Annotated in this window: 25 protein-coding genes; 14 read left to right on the top strand and 11 right to left on the bottom strand. The window is 55.5% G+C overall.

What is annotated here, in order from left to right; genetic code table 11:
• On the top strand, positions 1-1,713 hold a 1,713-nt coding region (locus AC222A_RS04505), incomplete at its 5' end, for a DUF6351 family protein (RefSeq protein ID WP_486774675.1).
• A 197-nt stretch (positions 1,714-1,910) separates the two neighbouring features.
• A complete protein-coding gene (locus AC222A_RS04500) occupies positions 1,911-4,526 on the top strand; it encodes a TonB-dependent receptor (protein ID WP_372747302.1) in 2,616 nt (871 codons plus the stop codon).
• Between the two features lie 59 nt (positions 4,527-4,585).
• On the opposite strand, the gene AC222A_RS04495 is transcribed toward AC222A_RS04500, so the two are convergent.
• From AC222A_RS04495 to AC222A_RS04485, 3 genes are all read right to left on the bottom strand, one after another.
• On the bottom strand, positions 4,586-5,752 hold the full coding sequence (locus tag AC222A_RS04495) for a GGDEF domain-containing protein (protein WP_486774674.1): 1,167 nt from the start codon (positions 5,750-5,752) through the stop codon (positions 4,586-4,588).
• Positions 5,745-6,782, bottom strand: a complete 1,038-nt coding sequence (locus AC222A_RS04490; protein WP_372809975.1) for a GGDEF domain-containing protein — start codon at positions 6,780-6,782, stop codon at positions 5,745-5,747. Before AC222A_RS04490 ends, AC222A_RS04495 begins: the two co-directional genes overlap by 8 nt.
• A 308-nt stretch (positions 6,783-7,090) precedes the next feature.
• Positions 7,091-8,416 carry an MATE family efflux transporter gene (locus AC222A_RS04485; protein WP_372809976.1) on the bottom strand — a complete coding sequence of 442 codons (1,326 nt, stop codon included), beginning with the start codon at positions 8,414-8,416 and terminating at the stop codon, positions 7,091-7,093.
• Positions 8,417-8,742: 326 nt separating this feature from the next.
• Here AC222A_RS04485 and coxB point away from each other — a divergent pair, with 326 nt between their 5' ends.
• Genes coxB through AC222A_RS04465 form a run of 4 tightly spaced genes read left to right on the top strand, consistent with a single transcriptional unit; the run spans position 8,743 to position 13,055 of the window.
• A complete protein-coding gene (gene coxB / locus AC222A_RS04480; RefSeq protein WP_372747306.1) occupies positions 8,743-9,900 on the top strand; it encodes a cytochrome c oxidase subunit II in 1,158 nt (385 codons plus the stop codon).
• 11 nt (positions 9,901-9,911) lie between these two features.
• Positions 9,912-11,486 carry a cytochrome c oxidase subunit I gene (gene ctaD / locus AC222A_RS04475; protein ID WP_372747307.1) on the top strand — a complete coding sequence of 525 codons (1,575 nt, stop codon included), beginning with the start codon at positions 9,912-9,914 and terminating at the stop codon, positions 11,484-11,486.
• Positions 11,479-12,045 carry a cytochrome c oxidase assembly protein gene (locus tag AC222A_RS04470; protein WP_372747308.1) on the top strand — a complete coding sequence of 189 codons (567 nt, stop codon included), beginning with the start codon at positions 11,479-11,481 and terminating at the stop codon, positions 12,043-12,045. Before ctaD ends, AC222A_RS04470 begins: the two co-directional genes overlap by 8 nt.
• Positions 12,046-12,080: 35 nt before the next feature.
• A complete protein-coding gene (locus AC222A_RS04465) occupies positions 12,081-13,055 on the top strand; it encodes a cytochrome c oxidase subunit 3 (protein ID WP_372747309.1) in 975 nt (324 codons plus the stop codon).
• A 182-nt stretch (positions 13,056-13,237) separates the two neighbouring features.
• On the opposite strand, the gene AC222A_RS04460 is transcribed toward AC222A_RS04465, so the two are convergent.
• Positions 13,238-13,498, bottom strand: coding sequence for a DUF2909 domain-containing protein (locus AC222A_RS04460; RefSeq protein ID WP_372747310.1), 261 nt, complete (start codon positions 13,496-13,498; stop codon positions 13,238-13,240).
• 57 nt (positions 13,499-13,555) lie between these two features.
• Here AC222A_RS04460 and AC222A_RS04455 point away from each other — a divergent pair, with 57 nt between their 5' ends.
• From AC222A_RS04455 to AC222A_RS04435, 5 genes are read left to right on the top strand one after another with little or no spacing between them, the layout of a single operon-like run.
• Positions 13,556-14,278, top strand: a complete 723-nt coding sequence (locus tag AC222A_RS04455; RefSeq protein ID WP_372747311.1) for an SURF1 family protein — start codon at positions 13,556-13,558, stop codon at positions 14,276-14,278.
• Positions 14,275-14,886: a hypothetical protein gene (locus AC222A_RS04450; RefSeq protein WP_372747312.1), complete on the top strand. Its 612-nt coding sequence runs from the start codon at positions 14,275-14,277 to the stop codon at positions 14,884-14,886. Before AC222A_RS04455 ends, AC222A_RS04450 begins: the two co-directional genes overlap by 4 nt.
• Before the next feature lie 25 nt (positions 14,887-14,911).
• Entirely contained in the window at positions 14,912-16,105 is a 1,194-nt protein-coding gene (locus AC222A_RS04445; RefSeq protein ID WP_372747313.1) for a COX15/CtaA family protein, read from the top strand.
• A complete protein-coding gene (cyoE, locus tag AC222A_RS04440) occupies positions 16,102-17,031 on the top strand; it encodes a heme o synthase (RefSeq protein WP_372747314.1) in 930 nt (309 codons plus the stop codon). The genes AC222A_RS04445 and cyoE overlap by 4 nt, the downstream gene beginning before the upstream one ends.
• Positions 17,018-17,689 (top strand): SCO family protein, encoded by a 672-nt coding sequence (locus AC222A_RS04435; RefSeq protein WP_372747315.1) that lies wholly within the window; start codon positions 17,018-17,020, stop codon positions 17,687-17,689. Before cyoE ends, AC222A_RS04435 begins: the two co-directional genes overlap by 14 nt.
• A gap of 1 nt (position 17,690) precedes the next feature.
• Here AC222A_RS04435 and AC222A_RS04430 read toward each other — a convergent pair whose 3' ends face one another.
• The 5 genes from AC222A_RS04430 to AC222A_RS04410 all read right to left on the bottom strand — a co-directional run bounded on the left by AC222A_RS04430 (position 17,691) and on the right by AC222A_RS04410 (position 21,359).
• A complete protein-coding gene (locus tag AC222A_RS04430; RefSeq protein WP_372747316.1) occupies positions 17,691-18,509 on the bottom strand; it encodes a hypothetical protein in 819 nt (272 codons plus the stop codon).
• On the bottom strand, positions 18,496-19,248 hold the full coding sequence (locus AC222A_RS04425) for a hypothetical protein (RefSeq protein ID WP_372747317.1): 753 nt from the start codon (positions 19,246-19,248) through the stop codon (positions 18,496-18,498). The genes AC222A_RS04430 and AC222A_RS04425 overlap by 14 nt, the downstream gene beginning before the upstream one ends.
• A 95-nt stretch (positions 19,249-19,343) precedes the next feature.
• Positions 19,344-20,138, bottom strand: coding sequence for a metal ABC transporter permease (locus AC222A_RS04420; protein ID WP_372747318.1), 795 nt, complete (start codon positions 20,136-20,138; stop codon positions 19,344-19,346).
• A complete protein-coding gene (gene znuC / locus AC222A_RS04415) occupies positions 20,131-20,880 on the bottom strand; it encodes a zinc ABC transporter ATP-binding protein ZnuC (protein WP_372747319.1) in 750 nt (249 codons plus the stop codon). The genes AC222A_RS04420 and znuC overlap by 8 nt, the downstream gene beginning before the upstream one ends.
• A complete protein-coding gene (locus AC222A_RS04410; RefSeq protein ID WP_372747320.1) occupies positions 20,877-21,359 on the bottom strand; it encodes a Fur family transcriptional regulator in 483 nt (160 codons plus the stop codon). Before AC222A_RS04410 ends, znuC begins: the two co-directional genes overlap by 4 nt.
• 61 nt (positions 21,360-21,420) lie before the next feature.
• On the opposite strand from AC222A_RS04410, the gene AC222A_RS04405 reads away from it, so the two are divergent.
• Entirely contained in the window at positions 21,421-22,257 is an 837-nt protein-coding gene (locus tag AC222A_RS04405) for a metal ABC transporter solute-binding protein, Zn/Mn family (protein WP_372747321.1), read from the top strand.
• A gap of 47 nt (positions 22,258-22,304) precedes the next feature.
• On the opposite strand, the gene AC222A_RS04400 is transcribed toward AC222A_RS04405, so the two are convergent.
• Positions 22,305-22,559: a hypothetical protein gene (locus AC222A_RS04400; protein ID WP_372747322.1), complete on the bottom strand. Its 255-nt coding sequence runs from the start codon at positions 22,557-22,559 to the stop codon at positions 22,305-22,307.
• Between the two features lie 270 nt (positions 22,560-22,829).
• Here AC222A_RS04400 and polA point away from each other — a divergent pair, with 270 nt between their 5' ends.
• Positions 22,830-25,544: a DNA polymerase I gene (gene polA / locus AC222A_RS04395; protein ID WP_486774673.1), complete on the top strand. Its 2,715-nt coding sequence runs from the start codon at positions 22,830-22,832 to the stop codon at positions 25,542-25,544.
• Between the two features lie 219 nt (positions 25,545-25,763).
• On the opposite strand, the gene yihA is transcribed toward polA, so the two are convergent.
• Positions 25,764-26,411 carry a ribosome biogenesis GTP-binding protein YihA/YsxC gene (gene yihA, locus AC222A_RS04390; RefSeq protein WP_372750589.1) on the bottom strand — a complete coding sequence of 216 codons (648 nt, stop codon included), beginning with the start codon at positions 26,409-26,411 and terminating at the stop codon, positions 25,764-25,766.
• A gap of 165 nt (positions 26,412-26,576) precedes the next feature.
• Between yihA and AC222A_RS04385 the strand changes: the two genes are divergently transcribed.
• Positions 26,577-26,879, top strand: a complete 303-nt coding sequence (locus tag AC222A_RS04385) for a c-type cytochrome (RefSeq protein ID WP_372750588.1) — start codon at positions 26,577-26,579, stop codon at positions 26,877-26,879.
• The last annotated feature ends 14 nt before the right edge of the window (positions 26,880-26,893 follow it).

Here is a 26,893-nt window from a genome sequence, read left to right as displayed (position 1 = left end):
GAGTCTTGTGGTGTGGGCTATGACCAAGGCGTTAATACAGCGCAGTTTGTGCTGGGTGCGCCGCCGGAGTCGGCCAGCGCTGACAGCCTGCTGATTAATTTCGTCGGTGGCTCAGAGCGGCTCAGCGAGGGCGATATTGTGGTGCACTCCACCCTGTCTGCCTGTGGGGTTCACTGCAACCCCTTTGTCAGTATGGAAACCACGATGATGCTTAAGGAGCACATCACCGAGCAATATGGGGTTCCCGTGCAGTTTATCGGCACCAACGGCTCCGGCGCTGCATTGCAGCAATACAATGCAGCAAACAATGCGCCGGGCCTGCTGACCGCCGCGCTGCCCACCGCGACATTTACCGATATCGCCAGTACAGCCATGACAGTGACCGACTGTGGCCTGTTGATTAACTATTTTGATAAAGATCCCGTTACTTGGGGAGACCCTCGTAAACAAGCCGCGGTTACCGGGCATACAGAGGCGACCAGTATTACGTTACAAACCTTTGGTGCACCACAGGGCCTCGCAACGCGGATCTGCGAAAGCTGGGTAACGACCTTCTTCGACCGGGTAAAGCCCTCAGAGGGTTGCGACCACGTGCCTACTGCTGACCGCTATGATGCAGCCACCAATCCCAGCGGTGTTCGCTGCACCATTCAGGATGCTAATGTGAACTGGCTGGGTATTGATCCTGCGACTGGCTTTGCGCGTCGTCCGCTTGATAATGAGGGGGTGCAGTACGGACTGACGGCTTTGCGCGATGGCGTCATTACGCCGGAGGAGTTTCTTGACCTCAATGCGAACATCGGCGGTCTGGATATTGATGGTAACTTTACGGCTGATCAGCCTGGCGCAGTGAAGGGACGCCACGCGATGGCCCCGGAGCTGGTCGGCCTGCTCTATCGCATCGGTCAGGTGATTGGGCGCGGCTCCTTGGCCGAAACGCCAATTATTGATATTGCTCCATATCTGGACCTTATCCCGCAAATGAATATTCACGAAACGGTTCGCCCGTTCAATGTGCGCGCCCGGCGGGCCTTGCAAAATGCGCGGGCAGATCAGGATATTACTCGCGTTATCTGGCGCGGCACCCTGACCCAGCCGGATGTATTTGAGCAGATCGACGCGTGGACTGAGAACCTGAGTGGGTTGACCCCTAGTGGTAACCGCGTCAAGGATGTGGCGGCGGCGCGTCCCGCCGATGTTGTGGATACCTGCAGCTTTTCAACTACCGGTGGTCAGCTGGACTTTCCAGATGCCCTGCGCTTACCACTGGGGGGCAATGTGCACTTGATTCCAGGTGCCGGGGTGCCAGGTGGCGGTCAGTCTTTCTCTGTTAACGCGGCAGAAACCTGGAATGCAGACGGCAGTGGTACAGGCCCCTGTGCCAACCTGTTGCCGGTGGTAAAGACTCCGCGCATTGCCGCGGATATGCCTATGTCCGACGATGTGCTCAAGTGTCAGTTGAAATCGGTGGCGCAAGCAGTATCGGATGGCGACTACGCTGGCCGCCTCAATTCCAACCATATCGCTACACTCAAAACCATCTTTCCGGAAGGTGTGTGTGACTACAGCAAGCCGGGGGTTGGCGACCTGCTATCGACGCAGCGCAGTATTCGCTGGCCTACTATCGGCGGCAGCACGCTGTTAACGAATAATGGAAAACTGGCTCCGAAAAGCCTGCAATGGCGCGCGGTACGATCTCGGGCGGAGCCCTAATCCGTTTGGATTATCTGTGCGACTTTGGAGTGATTGTGCGGCTATTATCTGCAAACTAGATGGGAACATGCTATTTTCGTAAAAGCGGCGTAAAGCGCCGCTGAGCGGCCTCTAGCTGCGTTTTTATCACTTTGCTGGCAGACTGGTTACACCGTTGTAGCTCGTCGACACTCAGTAAAAATAATAATGAGGTTGGTATGAAGAAGACGTTCCCCCTGGCACTGGTGACCAGTGCCGTAGTGCTGTCACCACTTTCTGTCCAGGCTCAACCAGCGGAATCCTCGCCTGGCACCAGCAAGGCCAAACCTTCTGCGGCGCTTGAAGAGGTCATTGTTACCGCCCGTCGCCGGGCCGAAAATATTCAGGAAACCCCCATCGCGGTTACCGCGATCAGCGGCGAGGCACTGCGCGATCAGGGTATCGTAAATACCAGCGAGCTCACCAAGAGTGTGCCCAGCCTGCAGATCAATGAGGGCCAGTCGAACCAAATCTATATTCGCGGTATTGGCGAGCGTTCCGGCTTTGCCCGGGTTGACCCAACCGTGGGTGTCTATCTGGATGATCTATTTTTGCCACGCACCGACGGTCAGCTGCTTGATACTGTGGATGTGCGCAGTATCCAGGTGCTGCGTGGGCCGCAGGGCACCCTGTTTGGCAAGAACACGACCGGCGGCGCACTGGTGCTGACCCTTGAAAAGCCCAACGACGTTTATGAAGGTTACGTGGAAGGCGCGTTAGGCAATTATGAATCGCGTTCGCTACGCGCGGCCATCAACATTCCGATTACGGATAATTTTTACACCCGCACGGCGATCACCTACGACAAAGACGACGGTTTCTTGGAGGACAAGCATCAGGGAAAAACCTACTCGTCAACGGATCGCAAGGCCTTGGTGTTTCAAACCCGTTATGAAGGTGATAGCAGTCTCACCGTGGATACGCTCGCTTACCTAGGCAAAATCGATGAAGCTTTTCCCGCTATAAACTGTGATGTGGCCAGTGAAAATGGGTTATTTGCCGATGGCCTGTATGTGATGTGGGCCGGTGATACCGACCCCAGCAATCCAACCGCCTACAAGAAAAACTGTGAGGCGAATTCGCGTACCAAGGGTAACGTGGGTGACCTTGAAACCAACATGGGCGCAAACCCCAACCTGAAGAAAAAACTCGACACGATTCTGATCGGCGCCACTGCCCAGTGGGACTACAACGATGATGTGACCATGAAGGTTGTCTTTGGTGCCCGCAAGGAAACCGAGGGGCCTATTGCCTCCAGTGATAATGATGGCGGGCCGGAAAACTGGTCTGAAGCCCTAAATACCGATGACGGTGATCGCGACTCCTTCAGCCTAGAATACCAGGTCAATGGCACCGCCTTTGATAGTCGTTTGAGTTACACCGGCGGTCTGTTCTACATGCGTGAAACCAACTTTGAGCCATTTGCACTGCTGAGTAATTTTACTGGGCTGGATGCAGTCACGTTGGGTCAGCTGGCGGCTGGCCAGCTGCCCACGCGGCCCAATCCGGGTGGAACGCAACCCTTTGTAGGCATTCTTAGCGGTCCGCTTTCGATCTCCGAGTTCGATCTGGAAAACAACACCTTTGCGGCGTTCTTTCAGGGGTCGTACGACATAACGGACAATCTGCAATTTACCGGCGGCATTCGCTACACTGCTGAAAAAAGAAGCTCCGAACTGTCGCTGTATCAGGCGGATGTGGATGCGATTGAAGCCCGGGTCACGGGAGGTGTTTTCTTTTCACCCACAACCGGGAAGCCGATCACCTTTGGCCCCAATGCCGGCGGGTTTTTCCCCTGTCTGGCCGGCTGTGTCTGGGCAGACGACCCGGTCCGGGTGTTCCAGAACCAGTTTCTGGACAACAATGGCGATGGCATCCCGGATATCCCGATGAGTGCAGAGCCAACCTTTGTGGATAAGAAGGAAAAAACGTTCTCCAAAGTAACGCCTATGGTCTCGGTCTCCTACAACCTGCCGGGTGAGTGGCTGGACGACAGCGTGCTGGATTCGATGATGGTTTACGGCACCGTGAGCTCCGGTTTTAAGTCCGGTTTCTTTGAGCCCCGGTTGCTTGATGGCTTGCAGCAGGTCGATGCAGAGGAAGTGCTGAACCGCGAAGTTGGTTTTAAAATCGATGCCTTTGACCGCACCGTTCGATTCAATGTGGCGATGTATCACATGGATTTCGAGAACATGCAGTTGATCCAGGTGTCGACCGATTCTGGCGGCAATATCGCGGTTATTTTCCGCAATGCTGGTGAATCGACTATTACCGGTGCGGAAATGGAATTTACCTGGATGCCTTCTCCCATAGTCATGTTCAATGCATCGTTCAGTGACAACAACTATGAATTTCAGCAGTTCAAGGATAATGATCTGCTCAATGCGGTGGCGGGTAATTTCATTCCGGAAGATCGTACTGATGAAACCTTCCCTGCATCACCTGAAACGACAGCCTCTGTCGGTGCCCAGCTGATGATTCCCACAGACTTTGGCATGATCATTCCGCGCATTGACGTCAGTTACAAGAGCGAGATCTTTTTCGGGCTGGATGAAGGCTCATACAACCTCTACGAACGCGAAGGTATTGGTGGCTCGGACGCCTATACGCTGATCGATGCCAGGCTCTCATGGCAGAATAACGAAGGCGATACTACGGTGGCCGCGTTTGTTAAGAATGTAACCGATGAGCGCTATGTCGTAGGTACCGCTTCAGTCGCTGATTCGGTAAGCACTTTTAACCAGACCTACGGTGACCCGCGTCGGTTTGGTGTAATGGTGCGAAGGAGCTTCTAACGTGATGCTCGGGCCCGGGATGCCGGGCCTGCGGCGTTCCTTGTCAGAATTGCAGCGTGTTATTCCAGTATTGCCTGATTTCGGCCGGCGTTTTTACTCTGATACATCAGCATGTCAGCCTCATGAATCAGACCCTCTACGCTGGTGTTTTCATCGGGTATTAACCAGCGCGCGCCCGCACTGATAGTGACGCAGCGCGTCTCGGTTTCTGTGTATTCATGCTTGATGTTCAGCTCGCGAATTTTGCTTATTAATTTCTCGAGCAGCCTGTAGGACGTTTCTTTGTCCACCCCAAACCAGACGACAGCAAACTCTTCCCCGCCGATACGAGCAACCAGATCACCGCCGCGCCTTGCTGAGCCACGCATTGCTTGGGCTAAGTCTGCCAGGCAGCGATCGCCTTTAGGGTGCCCATAGTTGTCGTTGTAGGCCTTGAAGTGATCCACATCGATAACGACAAGCGTGAGTGGCCGCTTAGTACGCCGGGCATAGCGCAGCCGCTGCCGAAGCTCCTTGTGAAAGGCGTGTTTGTTGAGCAGCCCCGTTAAAGCGTCAAATGCCGTGATTTCTGCCAGCCAATCACGCCGTAGCCATGTTAATCGGTTGTAAAATTCGATTACCCAGCTGCCAAAGATCGCGGGCATCATCAGCAGTGCCATTGCATAAATGTCGGCCAGCATCGCGTCTTTTGGCTGCGAGGCTTGCAGTTCCAGATAGACGCTGCCGCCAAATACGAGAATTTGCACTGGCAGCATCAGCAGCCAGCGTACGCGACATAACAGCGTAGCCACAAACAGCGGTAGCAACGCAAAAGAGGGTGGGATGTGTATGCCCCACTGTGTTGCCAGGTGCCGTTCATAGATCATGCCGCCTGCGGTGATCGTTACTGCTATGACAATGGCGTATTCAGAGGTTCGCGGAAAACGTGCTGTCAGAAACAGTGCCACCATTAACGCCGGAATCATTACTTTCGCGGCTACGCCCACGCGCATAGCCATGTAGTCCGCTGGAATCACACTCAGCAGATAGTCGATGCAGAGAATGCTGCTGATCAGCATTACGCCAGCCACAAGTAGCCAGGCGCGACTGGCTTGGCGCGTTAAGTTGTTCTCCCGTGTAAAACGCCGTTCATGACCGCTATTAAAGCGAAGACGTATCAGCTCGTACTGATGCCGACTTGCCAGCTGTCGAATACGGTTAAACTCAGGCTGCGTCGCGTCAGGCATTGATCACCCGTGTCACAACACAGTTGCGGCCTTGTGCTTTTGCTTGATACAGAGCCTCGTCCGCACGGCGAATAGCGTCAAAGCGGTTCAGATTGCCATCGGGCAGTACGTAAAGGCCGCCAATACTGACGGTGACAGGGCCTGGCGTTTGCGGTTGGGCTTCGTGCTCCAGGTTTAGCGCCTGAACCTGAGCGCGTAACTGCTCTAGCGCGTCTTTGGCGGCTTGAGGGTCGTCGGCAAAAAATACCAGTGCAAACTCTTCGCCGCCGAGTCTTGCACACAACGCATCGTTTGCCTCGGCAAATAAGTTTAGCGTGCGACCAATTGCGATAAGGCAGGCATCGCCCTGGTTGTGTCCGTAGCGGTCGTTGTAGGCTTTGAAATGGTCTATGTCGACCAGGGCGACACAGATCGGTTGATGCTCCCGCGCGGCAAGTTGGTAGCGCTGACGAAACAAATTTCGAAAACGGTTGCGGTTAAGTGCGCCGGTTAGTGCGTCGTAATCCAGGCGCTGCTCGAGCTCGTATGCTTCCAGCCAGGTCAGACGGCTATTTACTTCGATGATATAGCAACCCGCGAGACCCAATGCAAAAATGACGGCCATGCTTTCCAGTTCATAGGTCATATTGATTAGGCCCAGCCCGCCCGCGCCGGCAATCGCAATCTCGGTATGGATGTTCATTGTTAGCAGACACAGCCCTACCCCGAGCGCTACGGGTACCCGCATGCTGGTAAAAAAGAATGCACCGAGGGTCGTCACGTTGATCCAATCGGTGGCAATCTCAAAGTCGGCATCGTTACCGGTCAATCGCATTTGCATGGAGCAATAGCCGATTGCAACCAGGGTAATGGCAGTTATGGCCGTTGAATAAGCGTGCAAATTGGTGTGTATCGAACACAGGAGGGTGGCGATCAATAGCGGAGCAACCAACCCGAACTGTAAAGGGCGTGCTACATCGACTATGGCCTCAGGAGGATGTATGAACCAGGCGTCTGCGAGCGGTGCGGTCAGGTAAAGTAACATCATCATCAGGCCGAAAAGCAGCCTTAACGCGCGAGCTGAATGTTGCAACGCCTCCCGGTAGCCCACTTCGAGTGATGGACAAAAACGCAGACGATAATGGGCCCCGCGCTGCAGTTCGCGCCAGGCTAGCGATTGTTGTTCTGCCTCCCAGAGAGGTTCTACCGGGTCTGCTATGGGGCTTCCTCAAATGCAGCGCGCAGGCAGGCTTCGTATTGGTGTTGAGTGCCGGCCCACCATCATTAATCTATGCGGCATATTGGTGCGATTCTCCGCGATATTGGGTCAGGATAGATCACCTAGCCGCAAAAGGGGAGTTACAACCACCAGCGGCGGTGGTGGCAGAGCATCAGGAATGCCGCCGCTAGGGTCAGTCCGCGTGCCAGATTCAGTGCGCAGAACGCAAACCAGAGGCCGTGGTTTCCCCAGCTTTGGGTGAGGTACCAGGTGGGAAGATACACGCCGACGATGCTGAACAGCATGGTGTGTTGCATCCAGCGGGTTTGCAGCGCGCCGATAAAAATGCCATCGAACAGGTAGCTGGCGGCCGATAATAGCGGTAGCGCGATCAGCCATGGGTAGTAGCTAGCGGCGATGGCCGAGACTTCGCTAATATCCGTGAGTACCGCCAGAATCAGAGGTTTGCCCAGCCACAATACCAGCGACAGCAGGGCTGCTGTCGCCACTGACCATTCGGCGCAGCGCCGGCAGGTGCGAAGGAAGTCGGGAAAATCGCGTTTGCCGACCGCTTCGCCGGTGAGGGCCTCGGCGGCATGGGCAAAGCCGTCCAGGGCATGAGCGGTAAAGAACATTAGGTTTATCAGCAGCGTGTTGGCGGCCAGAACCGTGGTGCCGAACTCGGCGCTGTGAGCAGTAAAAAAGGCCAGCGCCAGCAGTAAAGCCGTTGTCCGAACAAACAGTGCCCCGCTGCTTTGCAGCAGTTGCGGGTAATCACTAAGCCGCGCCGCCAGTGTTAGCAGGGTGCGCGCGCAATGGCGGCGCAGACTGGGTGCAATTGCCAGCAGGGCCACTAGGGCCCCGCCGTATTCACTGATAACGCTTGCCAGCGCGGCACCCTGAGTATTTAAGCCGAGCCCCAGAATAAACCAGTAATCCAGAATGATATTGAGCAGGTTAGTCAGCACGGTAATAGTCAACGCCCAGCGGGCGCGCTGTTGGCCGAGCAACCAGCCGATGGCGACGTAGGTTAGGAGTACTGCGGGGGCGCTGTACAGACGAATGTTGAGATAACCGACACTCAGCGGGGCTGCTTCAGGTGGCGCGTTCAGCCAGGCCACGGCAAAGGGTATCAGTGGCGGGGCCAGCAACATGATCAGTGCGGACAGCAGCAGTGCCAGGGTGGCAGATTGGATAAAAACCCGACTCTGGGCGGTGGCGTCGGAGGCCCCCCAGGCCTGGGCTGAGGCGCCGGTGGTACCCATCCGCAAGAAGCCAAAGCCCCAGTACAGGATGCTCAGAATGCTGGTGCCCACGGCGACGGCTGCCAGGTAGCGTGGGCTTTCCAGGTGCCCGAGGATTGCCGCATCAACTAGTCCGAGCAATGGCACGGAGATATTCGCCAGCATCATGGGTGCGGCGATCCGCCATATTTTGTGGTGGCTATTCAAGAGAACCTCATTCACTAGTGTTAGAGCACCTGCGGGTCCGTGAAAGGTGCATTTTAGTGCGCCTCTAGTGGCGCTGCGCGCAGAGAACGGTTTATAATTGCGTCGTTTTGCCGCACCCAACGTGGGCTTTGGGCGGCGTGCTGACACATCCATGGCAGGGGAAGACACTCACACTGTAGCCGGCAACTGGCGGCTTGCAGGGCATTTTGTACTTTCTTTACAGACAATCCTCAAGAGGTTGATACAGGCTCTCGGGCCGCTATTTGCCATGGTTTTGCGCGTCGCCTCAGGTTTGCAACTGGGGAAAATTCAACCCTTAATGTACATGGAGACACGGGAGAATGTATTTACAAGCGAAACGGCTGTCTCAGCTGGCGCTTAGTCCTGTGCTGTTGGCGCTGACTCTGTTCAGCTCTGGTGCCTGGGCCTCTAACGGCCAGCGCTGGGAAACCAACATGACGACCAGCGTTACCGAAGTTGGCCAGAAGATCTATGACCTGCATATGCTCGTATTTTGGATATGCGTTGTTGTAGGTATTGTGGTTTTCGGATTCCTTTTCTACTCAGTATTTGCTTTCCGCAAATCTCAGGGCGCCAAAGCCTCCAGCTTCCACGAAAACACTACCGTGGAAATTGCCTGGACAGTTGTCCCCTTCTTTATCCTGATTTTCATGGCTTGGCCGGCAACGACCACGCTGATTGAAATCTACGACACGGACGACGCCGACATCGATATCCTGGTAACGGGCTATCAGTGGAAATGGAAGTACGAGTACATTCTCCCCGAGAGTGACAATATCGCCTTCTTCTCCAATTTGACGACGGACAAGAGCGAAATCTACAACGAGGCAAGTAAGGGTTCGAACTACTTGCTGGAAGTGGATGAGCCGATGGTGATTCCGGTGGGCAAAAAGGTCCGCTTCCTGATCACCGCCAACGACGTACTGCATGCCTGGTGGGTTCCTGCACTGGCGGTGAAACGCGATGCGATTCCCGGCTTTATCAACGAAGCCTGGACTCGTGCCGAAGAAACCGGCGTATACCGCGGTCAGTGTGCTGAGCTTTGTGGTCGCGACCACGGCTTTATGCCGATTGTTGTCAATGTGGTGGAACAGCCCGAGTACGACCAGTGGTTGTCAGGCAAGCAGGCTGAAGCGGCTGAAATCAAGCAGTTGATGTCTCAGACCTTTTCCATGGATGAGCTGATGCAGCGCGGTAAGTCTGTTTACACCCGCTCCTGTGTGGCCTGTCACGGTGCAAACGGCGAAGGCGGCGTGGGTAAAGCCATTGCCGACAGTCCGATTGCGACCGGCGAAGTCGCTCAGCATATTGATGTCATCGCGAACGGCGTGCCCGGCTCTGCGATGCAGGCCTTTGGCGGCCAGCTGAACGATGTCGAATTGGCGGCAGTTGTGACCTATACCCGTAATGCCTTTGGCAACAATATGGGTGACAAGGTCCAGCCGATTGATATTTACAACTTCAAGAAAGGTCAGTAGGAGGATTCACCATGGGTGCTCACGGACCTGCTAAAGGTTTGAGTCGGTGGTTCTTTACCACCAACCACAAGGACATCGGAACGATGTACCTGTGGTTCAGCTTTGCGATGTTCATTCTTGGCGGCTCTTTCGCCATGATCATTCGCGCCGAGCTGTTCCAGCCGGGCCTGCAAATTGTAGAGCCTGAATTTTTTAACCAGATGACCACCATGCACGGTCTGGTGATGGTGTTTGGCGCCATCATGCCGGCCTTCGTTGGCCTGGCAAACTGGATGATTCCGTTGATGATCGGGGCGCCAGATATGGCCCTGCCGCGGATGAACAACTGGTCCTTCTGGATTCTGCCACCAGCATTTTTGCTGCTCACGGCAACCCTGTTCATGGAAGGCGGCGGCCCCAACTTTGGTTGGACGTTCTATGCGCCTCTGTCGACAACCTATGCTCCGCCCTCGGTGACCTATTTCATCTTTGGCGTTCATATCATGGGTCTGTCGTCCATCATGGGCTCCATCAACATTATCGCCACCATCGTCAACATGCGTGCGCCGGGCATGACTTACATGAAAATGCCCCTGTTCGTGTGGACCTGGTTCATCACCGCCTTCCTGCTGGTTGCGGTAATGCCGGTACTGGCCGGTGCGGTAACCATGATGCTGATGGATATTCACTTCGGCACCAGCTTCTTCTCTGCCGCTGGTGGCGGTGACCCGGTTCTGTTCCAGCACGTGTTCTGGTTCTTCGGTCACCCCGAGGTTTACATCATCATCCTGCCAGGTTTTGGTGTGGTTTCGCAGATCATCCCAACCTTCTCGCGCAAGCCTTTGTTCGGTTACGACTCAATGGTTTACGCAACAGCGTCTATCGCCTTCCTGTCGTTCATCGTGTGGGCTCACCACATGTACACCGTCGGTATGCCGATTGCTGGTGAGCTGTTCTTTATGTACGCCACGATGCTGATTGCGGTGCCGACAGCGGCGAAAGTGTTCAACTGGATCACCACGATGTTCAAAGGCTCATTGACCTTTGAAACGCCGATGCTGTTTTCGATCGCGTTCGTGTTCCTGTTTACCGTGGGTGGTTTCTCTGGCCTGATGCTGGCAATCGCCCCGGCTGATTTCCAGTACCACGACACCTACTTCGTTGTAGCTCACTTCCATTACACGATGGTTGCGGGTGCGATCTTCTCCATGTCTGCGGCGGTGTACTACTGGCTGCCGAAATGGACTGGCAAGATGTACAACGAGACCATGGGTAAAACCCATTTCTGGGTATCTTTCGTTGGCTTCAACCTGACCTTCTTCCCGCAGCATTTCGTGGGTCTGGCGGGTATGCCGCGTCGTATCCCCGACTACAACCTGATGTTTGCCGACTTCAACATGATGTCGTCAATTGGTGCCTTTATCTACGGCTCCAGCCAGTTGCTCTTCCTGTTTAACGTGGTGCGCACTATCACTCACGGCAAGAAGATCGACGATCCTCAGGTTTGGGATGGTGCCCACGGTCTGGAATGGACTGTACCGACGCCGGCGCCTTACCACACTTTCACCACTCCGCCGGAAGTGAAAGAGAGCGAGGCTCATGGCTGAAAGCACTGACAAAGGTATTCTATACACCACCGCCAAACTGTTGGCGGTGTGTGTGGCGATGTTCGCCTTTGTCTTTGTGGTGATGGTTCCCCTGTACAACGTTTTGTGCGAAGCACTGGGGATCAATGGCAAGACCGGCGGCCGGTATGAGGTGGTTGAAAATACCATCGACACCAGTCGCACAGTGAAAGTGCAGTTTGTGGCGAACTTCAACGAGCACATGCCGTGGGAGTTCAAGCCCAACACCAATGTGGTGGAAGTGCATCCGGGTGAAGCTACCAATATCACCTACTTTGCGCGTAACACCCAGAGTCGGGATATGGTCGCTCAGGCGATTCCCAGTGTGGTGCCGTCACGCGCCGCCGAGTACTTTCACAAAACGGAATGCTTCTGCTTTAACCGCCAGCCACTGGTGGCGGGGGGCGAAGCGGATCTGGGGCTGCAGTTTATAGTGGATCCGGATTTGCCCAAGGACATTAAGACCATCACCCTGTCCTATACGATTTTTGATGTAACAGAAACGGCGCAGCCACAGAACGACCCTGTCGCGGCGCGTTAAAAACGAGTTTTCTCAAAAGAGAACGGAGAAACAAAATGGCAAGTCAAGGCAACACGGCGCACGAAGTGTACTACGTGCCCGAGAGCAGCAAACTCGCTGTGTGTGCGACTATAGGCCTGGTGCTGACTATCTTCGGTGCTGCCAGCGGCATCAACGACGGCACTTTTGGCGATCCGAATGAGTCCACCAATTCCTGGTTTATTTTCTGGGTAGGTCTGGCCTTCTTTGCGGCTACCCTCTTCGTGTGGTTCAGCACCGCGATCAAAGAAAACATTGCGGGCAAAAACAGTGCCCAGCTGAAGCGTTCTTACGCTATTGGCATGCAGTGGTTTATTTTTTCCGAGGTGATGTTTTTCTTCGCCTTCTTCCTGGCATTGTTCTACATTCGCTGGTTTGCCGCTCCCTGGTTGGGTGGTGAGGGTGAAGCCGGACGGTCTAACTACCTGCTGTGGGGCGATTTCACCTATTCTTGGCCGCTGATGCAGACACCGCAAGACGCGATCGGTGGTGTTGCCAATCAGGTAATGGCTAACAACGGTGAGTTCTCCGGTCCCGAGCGCAGCATGGCGTTCCCTGGATTCGGTGAAATCTTCAAGTGGCTGCCCTTCTACAACACTGTGATCCTGCTGACTTCTTCTGTGACCGTTCACTGGGCTCACCACGCCCTGCTGCACGACAACCGCAAGAAATTCCATCAGTGGCTGACCGTTACGGTTCTGCTGGGTGTGGTGTTCGTCGGCTTGCAGTTGCTGGAATACTACGAAGCCTATGCTCACTACGGCCTGACACTGGAAACCGGTGTTTACGGCACCACCTTCTTTATGCTGACGGGCTTCCACGGCTTCCACGTAGCCATGGGTATGATCATGCTGCTGATTCAGTTGCTGCGCAGCGTCATTGGTGGGCACTTCACTAAAGATGACCACTTTGGTTTTGCCGCGTCCAGCTGGTACTGGCACTTTGTTGATGTGGTTTGGATCTTCCTGATGCTGGTGGTCTACATCTTCTAAAGATGTGATCCGAAGGTAGTATCTTAAGGCCCGGGCACGGAAGTGCTTGGGCCTTTGTTTTGTTGGTCGAACGTTAGTGCTTACGCCTGCAGTTGAGCGTTAGCAAATGAGAACGCAGTTACCCTTGAATCGGCAATGCTAACTTGGGAGGCAATGGCGGCAGATGATCGTGTGGCAAGCGCCTAACGACCGACGTCAGGCTCAGAGTTTTCAATCGGCTCAAGCTTATGACGGTCCCACGGAGCACCAAATTGCAGCTGACCGGTCTGGATGCCGTAGGCGATAAGCGCTAACAGGCTGCCTGCCAGCACAACCCGTACTCCCAGGGCATACCACTGGCGTTTTTTACTGTCACCCTGATCTTTGACGAGAAAGGTCAGACCCGTAAACAGGCTGATAACCACGCCAACAAACAGGATGACAATGGCAATTTTGAGTCCCATAGCGATAATACCCCCGGTTGAATGCGGGCAGTATACACAATCGCTGGGAGTGAACCCATGAAGCTGACAGCGCTGCGCAAGAACTGGCCATTGGCATTGTTAGTAGCGTTTATTGTGCCGGTACTGTTGACGCTTGGCTTCTGGCAACTGCAGCGCGCTCAGGACAAACAGCAGGTGCTGCAACAGCAGCAGGCTCAGCAAATGTTGCCGCCGCTAGTGCTCAACAACGTGAGAGCAGACTTGCCGGAATTCCGGGCGGTAACCATCCGCGGACGGTTTGATCCAGTGCGCTATTGGCTGTTGGAAAACCGGATACACAATGGGCAATACGGGTTTGAAGTGGTGAGCCCGTTTGAGCTGGAAAATGGTGATACGGTGCTGGTGCATCGTGGCTGGCTGGCGGGCGATCGAGGGCGTCGCCTGTTACCCGAAGTTCAAACACCCGATGGGTTGATCACATTGACCGGTTTCCTGGATCGGGGTGGCGCGAGTGGGTTTTCCCTCGGCGAGGAGGAAACCGGTGAGGGTTGGCCCAAGCGTTTGCAGTGGTTGCCGATAGCGCGCGCGGAGCAACATCTCGGTAAGCCCCTCCCGAACTTGTTGCTGCGATTGGAACGAGGACAGCCGGGCATGTATACGCCCACCTACAGCGCGGTTAATATGCCGCCCGAAAAACATACCGGTTATGCGGTGCAGTGGTTTGGCATGGCTGCGATCATTATTGCGTTATTTGGCTGGCACCTGTGGCGCCAGCTAAGCACATCAGGAGAGCGTACGTGAGTAACTCTGGCAACAACAGTTCATCCAAGTTGGTGTTTTCACTTATCGTGGGGATTCCCCTGCTGGTTATTGCCTTCTCAAGCCTGCTGTATATGTTGGCCAATCGCGATGTAGTGTCGCTGGGCACTGTGAACAATGGCACCCTGATACAGCCGCCTTTGCAAATCGACAAGCTGGCGCCGACACATCGGAACGGCGAGCCGGTCGCATTCAACGAAATAGATTCCCTGTGGCAGTTTGTTGTGATTGGCGACGGCTACTGTGAAGCCAACTGCGAAGCCATGTTGTATCTCACGCGCCAGACTCATACCGCGCTGGGTAAGAAGATGGGTCGGGTGGGTCGTATGTATCTCAATACCGACAAGGAATTTGGCGCCCAACTCGATCAGTTGTTGATCGACGAGCATGAGAAATTGACTTCGGCCTTTATCGATGGCGCCGCGTTTCGCGCCTCAAACCTGCCGCTTGGCGATGAGGCTCGTGGCTTTTATGTGGTTGACCCGAAGGGTTGGGTGATGATGTTTTACCAGCTGCCGGATCTGGAGCAAGAAACACTGACCAGTATGGGTAAGTTGGTGATCAAAGATATGAAGCGCCTGCTGCGCTAAGCGAATGTTTGCTGGGGAGACGGACATGAGTCAGACAAAACCTGGATATCGCCTGACCTTGCTGGCTTGCGCGCTGGCGGTTGTTGTTGTTGGCTTGGGCGCGTTTACCCGGCTGGTAGACGCCGGACTGGGCTGCCCGGATTGGCCAACCTGCTATGGCCATGTGCTGTGGCCTGACAGTCACGAAGAAATCAGTGCGGCAAATGCGCACCCCGACTTTGTCGATACCCCGGTGGAAACTGACAAGACCTGGCCGGAACAGGTTCATCGCCTGTTTGCTTCAAGCCTGGGACTGCTGGGTTTGATCATTCTCGGGGTGTCGCTGAAAAATCGACCTGCGGCGCACCCCTGGAAGGGCATTGTGGCGCTACTGGCGATACTGTTTTCGGGCACCGTGGCGCGCATTATTTTCGGCGATGGCCTCGATCCCTATCTGTGGAAACTGGTGGCGCTTTATTTTGGCTGGCTCGGCTGGCTGGCTTTAAAGCAGGGCAACAGCGATGGTCAGCCGGTGAAGCTGCCGGCCTTTATCGCAGGCTTTATCATTCTGCAGGGCCTGTTTGGCATGTGGACCGTCACGCTGAAATTGTGGCCACAGGTGGTGACCGCTCACCTGTTGGGCGGGTTTACGGTATTTGCCCTGTTGTGGCTACTGGCGCTGCGCCTGCGCAATCAACGTTGGCAAATTCGGGCGCATAGCATGGCGGCGGTTCGGGGTTTGCGCTCTTTTGCCTTTGCCGCTCTGTTGGTGGTGGTTGCTCAGATTGCTTTGGGCGGCTGGACAACCTCAAATTACGCGGCCGTTGCCTGCCCGGATTTACCTACGTGTCAGAACGCTTGGTGGCCGGAAACCAACTTTGCTGCAGGCTTTAACCTGTTTCAGCACATTGGTCCCAATTACCTCGGCGGCACCATGGATAACGCGGCGCGGGTTTCCATTCACCTTTCGCATCGCATTGGCGCCATTATCACGACCCTGGTGTTACTGGTTCTGGCTTGGCGCTTGCGTCGCGCTGGGCCGGCGCCACTGCGTCGAATGTCGGCCGTCGTGCTGGCAGTTTTGGCGCTGCAAATCAGCCTTGGTTTGGGCAATATCCTGCTAAAATTCCCCCTCTGGGTGACTGTGTCACATAATCTGGGCGGCGCCCTGCTTCTACTGACTCTGGTCACCCTCAACTACGGTTTGCGAACGGCCGAACCGATGGAGCAACAATCGTGAGTGATACCGCAACCAAGGGCCGGGCAACCTGGCGCGATTACTACGAAATGTGTAAGCCCAATGTGGTTTACCTGATGCTGGTAACCGCGATGATCGGCATGTTTATGGCGGTGCCGGGGATGGTGCCGTGGGAGGTGCTGGTGTTTGGCAACCTCGGTATTGGTCTGTGTGCGGCCTCGGCGGCAGCAGTGAATCACCTGGTAGATAGACGCGTTGATCTGGTAATGGCGCGCACCCATAACCGACCTGTGGCGCAGGGCCGCATTGATACCGCCCATGCGGTGGTTTTCGCTCTGGTGCTGGGCGTGGTGGGTATGGCCATGTTGATTATCAAGATCAATCAGTTGACCGCTTGGCTAACACTGGCGTCACTGCTGGGTTACGCGGTGGTCTATACCCTGTGGCTGAAACGCGCCACCCCGCAAAATATTGTGATCGGGGGCTTGGCCGGTGCAGCTCCGCCGCTACTGGGCTGGACCGCAGTGACCAACGAGGTCCACGGTCATGCGCTGCTGCTGGTGTTGATTATCTTTGCCTGGACACCACCGCACTTCTGGGCGCTGGCAATCGCCCGCAAGGAAGAGTACGCGAAAGTGGATATTCCCATGTTGCCGGTCACGCACGGCGTAAAATACACCGCGCTGCAAATTATGCTCTATACCCTGATTCTGTTCGCTGTGTCGTTGATGCCTTTCGCGACAGGTTTGAGTGGCTCACTGTATCTGCTTGGTGCTGTGGTGCTTGGTGTGGGTTTCATCTACTGGGCCGCTGTGCTGATGCGGGGCAAAAACCCTAAAGCGCCCATGGAAACCTTCAAATACTCGCTAATTTATTTGCTGGCGTTGTTTGTCATCATGTTGGTTGATCACTATATGCTGCCAGCGGTAACCATTTATGAACTGGGAGGCCAGCGTGGCGTATCCTGAACCCTTCCAAAAGGTTAGTCATCAGCGCAAGCGAGGCATACACCTGACGGTTGCTATTGTTGTGGTTGTCGCGGCGACCTTCGTCGCTGGTTTTTTCTGGGCTTTTACCCGCGAGCGCGTGCTCAGCCCGGAAGAATTGCAGGCCAACGGCGCGCTGTTATTCGAGAAGGCCCGCAAACTGCCGGAGTTCACTCTCACCAACGATCTCGGCGAGCCCGTGACGGCCGACTGGTTTAAAGGTCAGTGGGATATCGTGTTTTTTGGCTACACGTTTTGCCCGGATATCTGCCCTACCACGCTTGCTCTGCTCAAACAGTACTATGACCAACTCCCGGTTGAGCAGCAGGGCCAGACCCGCATTGTGTTGGCTAGCGTTGATCCCGCGCGTGACACGACGACCCAGCTGAATCAGTACCTTGCCTATTTTCATCCAGAGTTCCGTGGTGTCAGTGGCGAGTTTCTGGACGTGCACCGCTTCGCCACCGGGCTTGGCGCACCGTTTAACAAAGTGCCCGGTGGTGGCGATAATTATCTGGTGGATCACAGTGGCAATGTGGCGCTGATTAATCCGGCCGGACATTTCGTTGGGATTCTGAAGGCCCCGATCAGTGTCGAGCAGATCAATCGAGTAATGCCAAGCTTCAAGGCGCTCCGGTAACCTAGCGCAACCGAGCTAAAGCGGCTGCGCTCTCCTCGACGCTGCCCGGCTCATAATGCCAAACGGGGGCGCCGCAGCGTTTGGCCGTTTTATTCAGTAGGGCCAGCGGGTCTTTCTTGAAGGGGCGGTATTTCTCCCGGAACAGATTGGCGCACAGGGCCTCGGTCATCTCAATCGTAAAGCGATCTATCTCGGCGACGACGTCTTCTGTCGATGCCTTTTTCCCCGACAACTCGGCGCGTATTTCCCGCTCTTTTGCAGCCCATGCACTGACCAGCTGTAACACCCCCAGTGGCATGCGACGCTCGGCCAGGGATTGGCCGATTGCTTGGGAAAACTCGACAATTGCTCTTTCTATTAGAGCGCGCATCGGTCCGCTCCAAGAAAATTCGTCAGCGATGCCACTGATACCGGGATTGTCTAATCCCATTTTCTGGATAAAACCGGCGTGGTAGCAGTACGGCAAGGTCTGTTTGCAGCAATAGCCCCAGGCGCCGTTAATTCCCAGCAGTAGATGGTTGGCCAGAGGCTCGGCATTTTTACTGTCGTCCAGCAGGGCGAGATAGTGCTCGCTCCAGTCATTGAAAACCTTGTAGCGATAAAGAAAGGCGGTGTGAATCAGCGTGTCTTTGTCGCCGTAATAGTGCTGAACAGCAGCGCCATTGCGGGTGCCGGCGTTTTCTAGGATGCCGGCAATCCGTGCGCCCTCTTTGCCAAAACGTGCCACCTGCTTTTCGATAGACAATAGCATGCGTTCTGCTATGGGCAGGTCACGGTAACGGGCGACGAATGCCTCTGCGTCTTGATCAATCTTTATCAATGAACCACTCCGGAGGAATTGCCAGCAGATCTTCAAACACAGCTTTGAAATCTGCAGTTGCGTTCGCGGCCTGGTATTTTTCGCGTTGCAGGCTTGCGGCGAGGGACTCCACCAGGTCTTCCAAAAATGTCACCAGCTGGCCTGCGGCGTCGGCAACCCGGCCTTCGTCACAGGCTTCGCGCAGCGCGCGCTCCTTTCTGGCCAGCGTGCCAGCAGTTAGCGGTGTAACCAAGTGCATGCGATAGAGCGCCTCTTCGGCGCCTAGCTGCTCCGAAAGTGCATCGGATATGGCGGTAAAGGCAGCTCGCAGTGGCCTGAACCAGGGATAGCGATCGTGGCTTTCGATGCGGTCTGGGTCCAGAGTTTCTATTTGCTCAGCACAGCCACAGTAATAAGCTGCCGGCAGCGTGTGATAAATGATCAGGCAGCGGGGCGCAAAAATGGCAAAAAGATAATGCTGAATCGTTGTTTTATCGCGAACCTCTGCCGACCAGCGTTGCAGAATGATGTCTGCATAGTGATTCATTGCTTTGTAGCGGTAGTAGTAAACCGCTTCCTGCAGTTTTTCCATATCGCCGTAATGGTAGCGAATCGAGGATATATTGCTTGAACCGGCGTCTTTCACCACGCGTTGAATACGTGTACCCGGAAGCGTATGCAGGGCAATATCTCGCTCCGAGGCGATGATTAGGCGCTCTTTCAATGGTAAATTTGGAAACAATTGGGCTGTCTTTTTCACACCTCAACCACTACTTGCCACTTTATAAATTTTGTTTAATTGTGGGACGGCAAGTTAATACTTACTTGCCGTCATTGCAAGTTGCTATGTCGCCCTCAAATGGTGCGTTTCCAGTAGCGCGAGAGCAGGGATAGAAAAAATAGTAGGGAAGCAAATAGTACAATAGCTGGCCCAGCGGGAATATCCAGCTGAAGTGCGCAAAGCATGCCGCCGATCACAGAAATCATACCCAATGCGGTTGCGCTCAGGGCTACCCCTTCAGGACTGCGGCTGAAACTGCCGGCAGCCGTTGCCGGTATGATGAGCAGAGCACTGATCAACAATACGCCGACAATCTTCATGCCGACCGCCACGACGAGCGCAATCAGCACCATCTGTAGGACCTCCAGATGGACCACAGCGCGGCCTTCAACCTGCGCCAGATCTCGGTGGGCCGCTAGGGCGACCAGACCATTCCAGTTGAGCATAAGCAATACGACGCAACTGCCTGAAACAGCGCCGAGTAGCAGTAGATCGCGCAGATTAACCGCCAGAATGTCGCCGAACAGAAAGCTGTTGAGGTCGATACTGTTGCCCGACTGCAGGGATACCGCAACCAGTCCCAGTGCCAGCGATGTGTGAGAGGCGATGCCCAGCAGGCTGTCCAAATTGTGGCCGCTGATTCTGTGCAGTGGGCCCAAGCCGAGCGCGAGTACCACGCAGACAGTAACTACAGACAACTCGATCGAGGTTTCCAGCATCAGTCCAAGCGCCACGCCTAGCAGCGCAGAGTGGGCTAAGGTGTCGCCGTAGTAAGCCATTCGCTGCCAGACAATGATGGTACCCAGAGGTCCAGTGGCTGTTACCAGCATCAGGCCGGCGGCCATGGCATACAGCAGTAAGTCAGTCATGCTGGCAACCCTCGCCGATCACATCGCCGTGGATACTGTGGGCGTGATCGTGCTCATGTACATAGGGCGCGAGTGCAGGATCGGTCTCCTGTCCGAACAGTGTCAGGTAGGCCGGATCGCTGCTGACGGTCTGGGGGTGGCCGTGGCAGCAGATGTGTTGATTCAGGCAAATCACGGAATCGGTTTTGGCCATGACCCAGTGCAGATCGTGGGAAACCACCAGCACCGCGCAGCGCAGTTCGTCCCGCAGGTCGGAAATTCGCTGATATAGCGCCTCCTGACCAGTGATGTCGACGCCTTGAGCTGGTTCGTCGAGCACCAGTAGCTGTGGTTTGGCGAGCAATGCGCGCGCCAGTAGAACGCGCTGGGTTTCACCGCCCGACAACTTGTGCATGGAGCTGCTGCCCAAGTGACTGGCGCCTGCGCGCTGCAGGGCCTGGTCGGTGGTCATTGCGCTGTGATGGGCGAGGCTAAGAAAGCGCTTTACGGTCAGTGGCAATGTCGTGTTGGTGGTGAGTTTCTGGGGCATATAGCCTATGCGTAGCCGGGGTGTGCGCTGAATATGTCCGCTGGTGGGTTGGGCCAGCCCCAGTATCAGTCGCACCAGTGACGTCTTACCGGCGCCGTTGGGTCCAATTACGCTGGTTATTTCAGCTTCCCGCAGCGTCAGTGAAATATGCGACAGGATGTCGCGTTCGCCCTGTTTTAGGCAGATGTTATCGAGTGAAATCAAGGGTTTCATACGGCTGCCTGACAGTTTGGGCAGGAACCTACGATCTCAACACTGCTCTGGTGAATCGTGAATCCGCGGGCGGCGGCGCAGCTGGTTAGCGCCTGGCTCACCGGCTCTGCAGCCATCTCTACCGTGGTCTGGCAGTGCCGGCAAATCAGAAATTGGCTGTCGTGAGGTTCGCCCGGCAAATCGCAGCCGATATAGGCGTTCAGGGAGGATAAGCGGTGTACTAGGCCATGTTCCTGCAGAAAATCCAGAGCGCGATATACCGTTGGCGGTGCCGGGTGGCCCTGCCCTTCTGCGGCGAGCTGCTCGAGAATTGCATAGGCACCAAGCGGTTTATGGCTCTGCCACACTTTCATGAGCACCTGTTCTCGCAGGCTGGTCAGGCGCGCGCCGCTGGCTTTGCATATTTGCCGGGCTGCTTGTAAAGCATCCTTGATGCAGCGTCGGTGGTCGTGTTTCTCGTAGGCTGTTGGTGCGCCCATGGCGTATCCCATTGAAGATTTACAATGTTATAATATTGCATTTCTTGCAGAGGTTCACGTTTTGACTCGATACAGGTTGGTGATTGCAGTGCTGGTGCTGCTGACTGCTCCGGGGGCAGTGTTGGCCAGTACCCTCACCGTGCTGAGCAGCGTAAAGCCCATACAGATGCTGGTGTCCGCGGTGGGCGGTGACAATGTGGATAGTCAGTTGCTGCTGCCGCCCGCGTTTTCGCCGCATGATGCGCGGTTGAAGCCGTCTCAGTGGCAGGCGTTGGAGAAGGCGAATCTTATCGTTTGGGTGGGACCGGAGTTGGAGCGTTTTCTGGCGTCGGCCATGCGCGATCGCGAGAATGTGCTGCCCCTTGGGGTGTTGGCGGGCGAGGCGATCAAAACAGATCCGCATATCTGGCTGAGTGTGGATCAGGTGGTGGACATGACCACAACCATTGCCAAAGCGCTGGCGAGAAAGAGTCCGCGCCATGAGGCGGGATTTTTGGCGCGGGCGGCGCGGCTGATTTCCTTATTGCGGCAGGAAGATCTGTTGCTGCGACAGCAGTTTACGCGCAGCTACCCTCCATATCTGCTGCCGCATCGAGGTTATACCCATTTTGAGCAGCAGTACGGTCTGGCGCCGGCGGCGATTGTCAGCCCCGGTGGCGACCATTTGCCTGGTGCGGCCCATATCGTGGCGCTTCGGTCGCGCTTGCTGGCGGGGGAGTTTCGCTGTGTGTTCAGAGAGCCCCAGCACGACGGTAAGTTGATGCAGCGTTTGCTGGACGGGGTTGAAGTGCAGCAGATTACGCTGGACCCCATGGGTGCTGGGATTGAGGGCGGTAGTGATGCCTTTGTCCGGTACTACCTATCCCTGGCAGAAGCCTTTTTGGCTTGCAGGGAGTAAAAAAATAAAGGCGGCCATGCGTGGCACGACCGCAGTCAGTTTTGGCCTTACTTGCTTGTCATCAGCTCTGCTATGCGTGCGTCCAGCTCGGCACCCAGAGAGGCGGAAACCTCGTCCAGTGTGCGATGCATGACCTGCAGGCTCTTGTCAGAAGAGATGGTCTCTTCCTGAGCGGTGCTGGTCGTGACGTCAGTAGAGTTGTAGGCCAGTACCAGCGACTCGTCGATACGAACTTGCGGATCGGCGGCAGTCGCCAGCGTGCTGGCAATCGTCAAAGTGATTGCACTTGCAAGTCTTTTCATCGCTTGGTTCCTCCTTACATGGGCTCCGTGCCCGTTATCAAATGCCTTGTTACATTTGGTGTTACGTAAGGTAACACAGTGCGGATCAATCTTCCCCATTAAATTGGTGTAATTTTGCTCATCCCCGGTGCTAATTTGCATAAAGTGTTACCAGGGGTGCGGCGAAGGTAACACTTTTGTAATAAATCTCTCACGTCGCCGCCATCTTGGGGCGAAATTTGACGCCGTGCTACACTTCCGCGCTCAGCGAATAACAGGCTCCGACTTCCCATGACCACCCTTGATCCCGCCCTGGTGCTGGTAGATGGTTCTTCCTACCTCTACCGTGCTTTTCACGCCCTGCCCATGCTCACCACCTCAACCGGCCGTAATTCCGGTGCTGCTAAAGGGGTGATCAATATGATCCGGCGGCTGAAAAAGGATTACCCCAACGCCACCATCGCCGTGGTATTTGACGCGAAAGGCAAAACCTTCCGCGATGACATTTATCCGCAATACAAGGCTAATCGCCCGCCCATGCCGGAAGAGCTGCGCGAGCAGATTGAGCCCATTCACGCCATTATCCGGGCCATGGGCTTGCCGCTGCTGGCAATCGAGGGTGTCGAGGCTGACGATGTCATAGGTACCCTCGCCGCCCAGGCCGCCAAGGCTGGTCGCTCGGTGCTGGTGTCAACGGGTGATAAAGACATGGCGCAATTGGTGAATGACCATGTGACGCTGGTGAATACGATGACCGACACGGTCATGGATCCGGCGGGCGTGGAGGAAAAGTTTGGCCTGCCGCCGGCGTTGATTATTGATTATCTGGCCCTGATGGGTGACAAAGTCGACAACATTCCCGGCGTACCCGGGGTGGGCGAAAAGACCGCCCTCGCCCTCCTGCAAAACCTCGGCAGTCTAAAAGATATCTACCAGAAGCTTGAGCAGATTCCGGAGCTGCCCATTCGCGGCGCGAAAAAGCTCCCGGAAAAGCTCGAAAATGAGCGCGAAAAAGCCGAACTTTCCTATGAGCTTGCAACGATCAAGCTCGATGTGGAGCTGCCGCTGGCCTTTGACGAGATTCAGCAGGGAGAACAGAACGCCGACGAGTTGCTGCATTGGTACCGGGAGCTGGAATTCAATACCTGGATTGATGAGGTGTTGGCGGGTGGTGAAACCAAGCCTGTGGAAGAGATCAAGGTCGACTACGAGATTGTACTGGACAAAGGGGCGCTGAATGCGTGGCTGGCCCAGCTGGATGCCGCTCCCCTGTTTGCATTTGATACCGAAACCACAAGCCTCGACTATATGGAGGCGCGGGTGGTGGGTGTGTCCTTTGCGGTAGAGGCTGGCAAGGCCGCCTATGTGCCTTTCGGTCACGATTACCTTGGGGCGCCAGACCAGCTCGGTGAAGACGAGGTGCTAAGTGCGCTCAAGCCACTGCTGGAAAATCCGGATAAACCCAAAGTTGGCCAGAATCTGAAATACGACGCCAATGTGCTGGTTAATCACGGCATTGTGCTGCGCGGTATCGCGGAGGACACCATGCTGCAGTCCTATATTCTGGACGCAGCCGGCAACCGTCATGATATGGACTCGTTGGCGCTGAAATATCTGGGCCACTCCACGGTTCACTATGAAGACATTGCCGGCAAGGGTGCCAAGCAGCTGACCTTTAATCAGATTAAAGTTGAAGAGGCGGGCCACTACGCCGCCGAAGATGCCGATATCACCCTGAAACTGCACCAGACACTGCGACCGCAGATAGCGGCCGAAAAGGAGCTGGATGACGTTTATCGCGCCATTGAAATGCCGCTGGTGCCCGTGCTGTCCCGGATGGAGCGCTTTGGCGCCAAGGTGGATCGGGCGTTGCTGGACAAGCAGAGCCAGGAGTTGGCGGAAAAAATCGACGCCATCCAGAAGGCCGCTCACGAGGAGGCTGGCGGACCATTTAACCTCTCGTCACCCAAGCAGCTCGGCGAAATTCTGTTCGACAAGCTGGCGCTGCCGGTAGTGAAAAAAACGCCGAAAGGTGCGCCGTCAACGGCTGAAGAGGTGCTGGTGGAGCTGGCCCATGAGTACAGGCTGCCGCAGCTGATTCTGGATTACCGCGGTATGGCCAAGCTCAAGTCTACCTATACCGACAAGCTACCCCAGATGATCAGCCCCAAAACCGGGCGTATTCACACGTCCTACCATCAGGCTGTGGCGGCCACGGGTCGGCTGTCGTCTACGGACCCGAATTTGCAGAATATTCCCATCAGAACGCCTGAGGGGCGGCGTATTCGCCAGGCCTTTGTGGCGGAGCGCGGCTATAAGCTGGTGGCGGCGGACTACTCGCAAATCGAGCTGCGCATCATGGCCCATCTGTCGAGTGATCAGGGGTTGATCAAAGCCTTTGCTGAGGGCGCGGATATTCACCGCGCGACGGCAGCTGAAGTCTTCGGCTCTACGCTGGAGGAGGTCACTGACGAGCAGCGGCGCAATGCCAAGGCGATCAACTTTGGCCTTATCTATGGTATGTCGGCCTTTGGGCTCGCCCGTCAGCTCCATATCGAGCGCGGCGAGGCTCAGGATTACATCAATCGTTATTTTGACCGCTATCCCGGCGTGGCGCAGTTTATGGAAGACATCAAGGTCAACGCCAAAGAGAAGGGTTACGTGGAAACCCTATTTGGTCGCCGCCTGTATCTGCCGGATATAAAGGCCAGCAATGGCATGCGCCGTCAGGCTGCCGAGCGCATAGCGATCAATGCGCCGATGCAGGGCACGGCTGCCGACATTATTAAACGGGCGATGATCGAGGTTGATGCGTGGTTGCAAAGCAGCGATGTGGATGCGGCCATGATCATGCAGGTGCACGACGAACTGATACTGGAAGTGGCGGAAAATCAGGTGGATAGCGTGTCGCAACAGCTTGAGAAACTGATGGAGGGCGCGGCGCAACTGGCGGTGCCACTGGAAGTGGGGCTGGGTGTCGGCAATAACTGGGATGAGGCCCACTAAGCCCCTGTTATTGTTGGTGTTCCGGGAATATTACCAATTCCCGGGAAACGGGAACTTATCAGCTGGGAAACCTTCTAAGCTAATACAGCAGCATAGCTGTTGGCCGACTTTCTCCATGAGTCGGTTTTTCCCCAGAGAAGCTGATTGCCCGGTGCTCCCCCATGCACCGGGCTTTTTTTGTTGGCTCTCGTTGGTGCGGAAAGGGGGTGCTGCCGGTTTTCAGGGCGTTGCGCCCTCCTCGCTCTCCTCGTCTTCGTCCGTCGCCGCTAGCCACAGATCCAGCTGTTCCTTTAGGTCCTCAAGCCCAGTGCCCTTCAGGGCTGAAAACAGTTGCGCCTGTACCAGAGCGCCGTAGGGTTGTAAGTGCTTCCTTACTTTTAGCAGCGTGTTCTTGGCCTGGCCGTTACTGAACTTGTCCGCCTTGGTTAGCAAAATACGCACCGGCATTTCACTTTGGGCTGCCCATTCGATCATGGTCAGGTCAAAGGTCTGTAGCGGGTGGCGAATATCCATCATCAGCACCATGCCCCGCAGGCAGCGGCGTTCCGAGAGGTATTGTTCCAGATGGCGCTCCCATTTCTTTTTCACTTCGGGGGGCACCTTGGCGAATCCGTAGCCGGGCAGATCGACCAGTCGCTGGGTGTCGCTCAGGCTAAAAAAGTTGATCAGCTGCGTGCGGCCGGGGGTTTTCGAGGTTCGGCACAGCTTCTTGTTTTCCGTCAGTCGGTTGATGGCGCTCGATTTGCCGGCGTTTGAGCGACCGGCAAAAGCCACTTCGGCGCCGATATCGTCCGGGCACTCCCGCAGGCTGGGGGCGCTTTGCTGAAAGCGGGCGCGGCGATAAATGATGGCCGGAATGTCATCCATGGTGGGTCTCTCAGGTGGAATGAGGTGTTCAAAGGGGTTATAGTGCTGCCCCCGTAGGGTTGGCCTCCCCCCGGTGGCATTGTGTATAATGCCGCAGTTTTTTTTCTCGGTCATCCTGCTGGACGTTTTCCGTTGCGATGTCTGTTGTAATTCGTGAGAGCTGATATGAAGAAATCCCTCGCTGCACTGTTGTTTTCTGCCGTTCTGGTCGGCACTGCCCAGGCGGATGCGCTGGAAGATCGCTATAACCGCACCTGTGCTATCTGTCACGCTGCCGGTGCTGCGGGTGCGCCACGCACTGGTGATGCCGATACTTGGAACAAGCGCATTGAAGAGAAAGGCATGGACACGCTGATCGAAAACGCCAAAAACGGGATCAAGGCAATGCCGCCGAAAGGCATGTGTTTTGATTGCTCCGACGAGGATTTCAAAGCGTTGATCGAGCTGATGGCTAAGCCGAAGTCGTAAATCCCACGCCCGAA

The organism is Litorivivens sp. (assembly GCF_057445395.1).
This window is presented reverse-complemented; position numbering and strand designations above follow the sequence as displayed.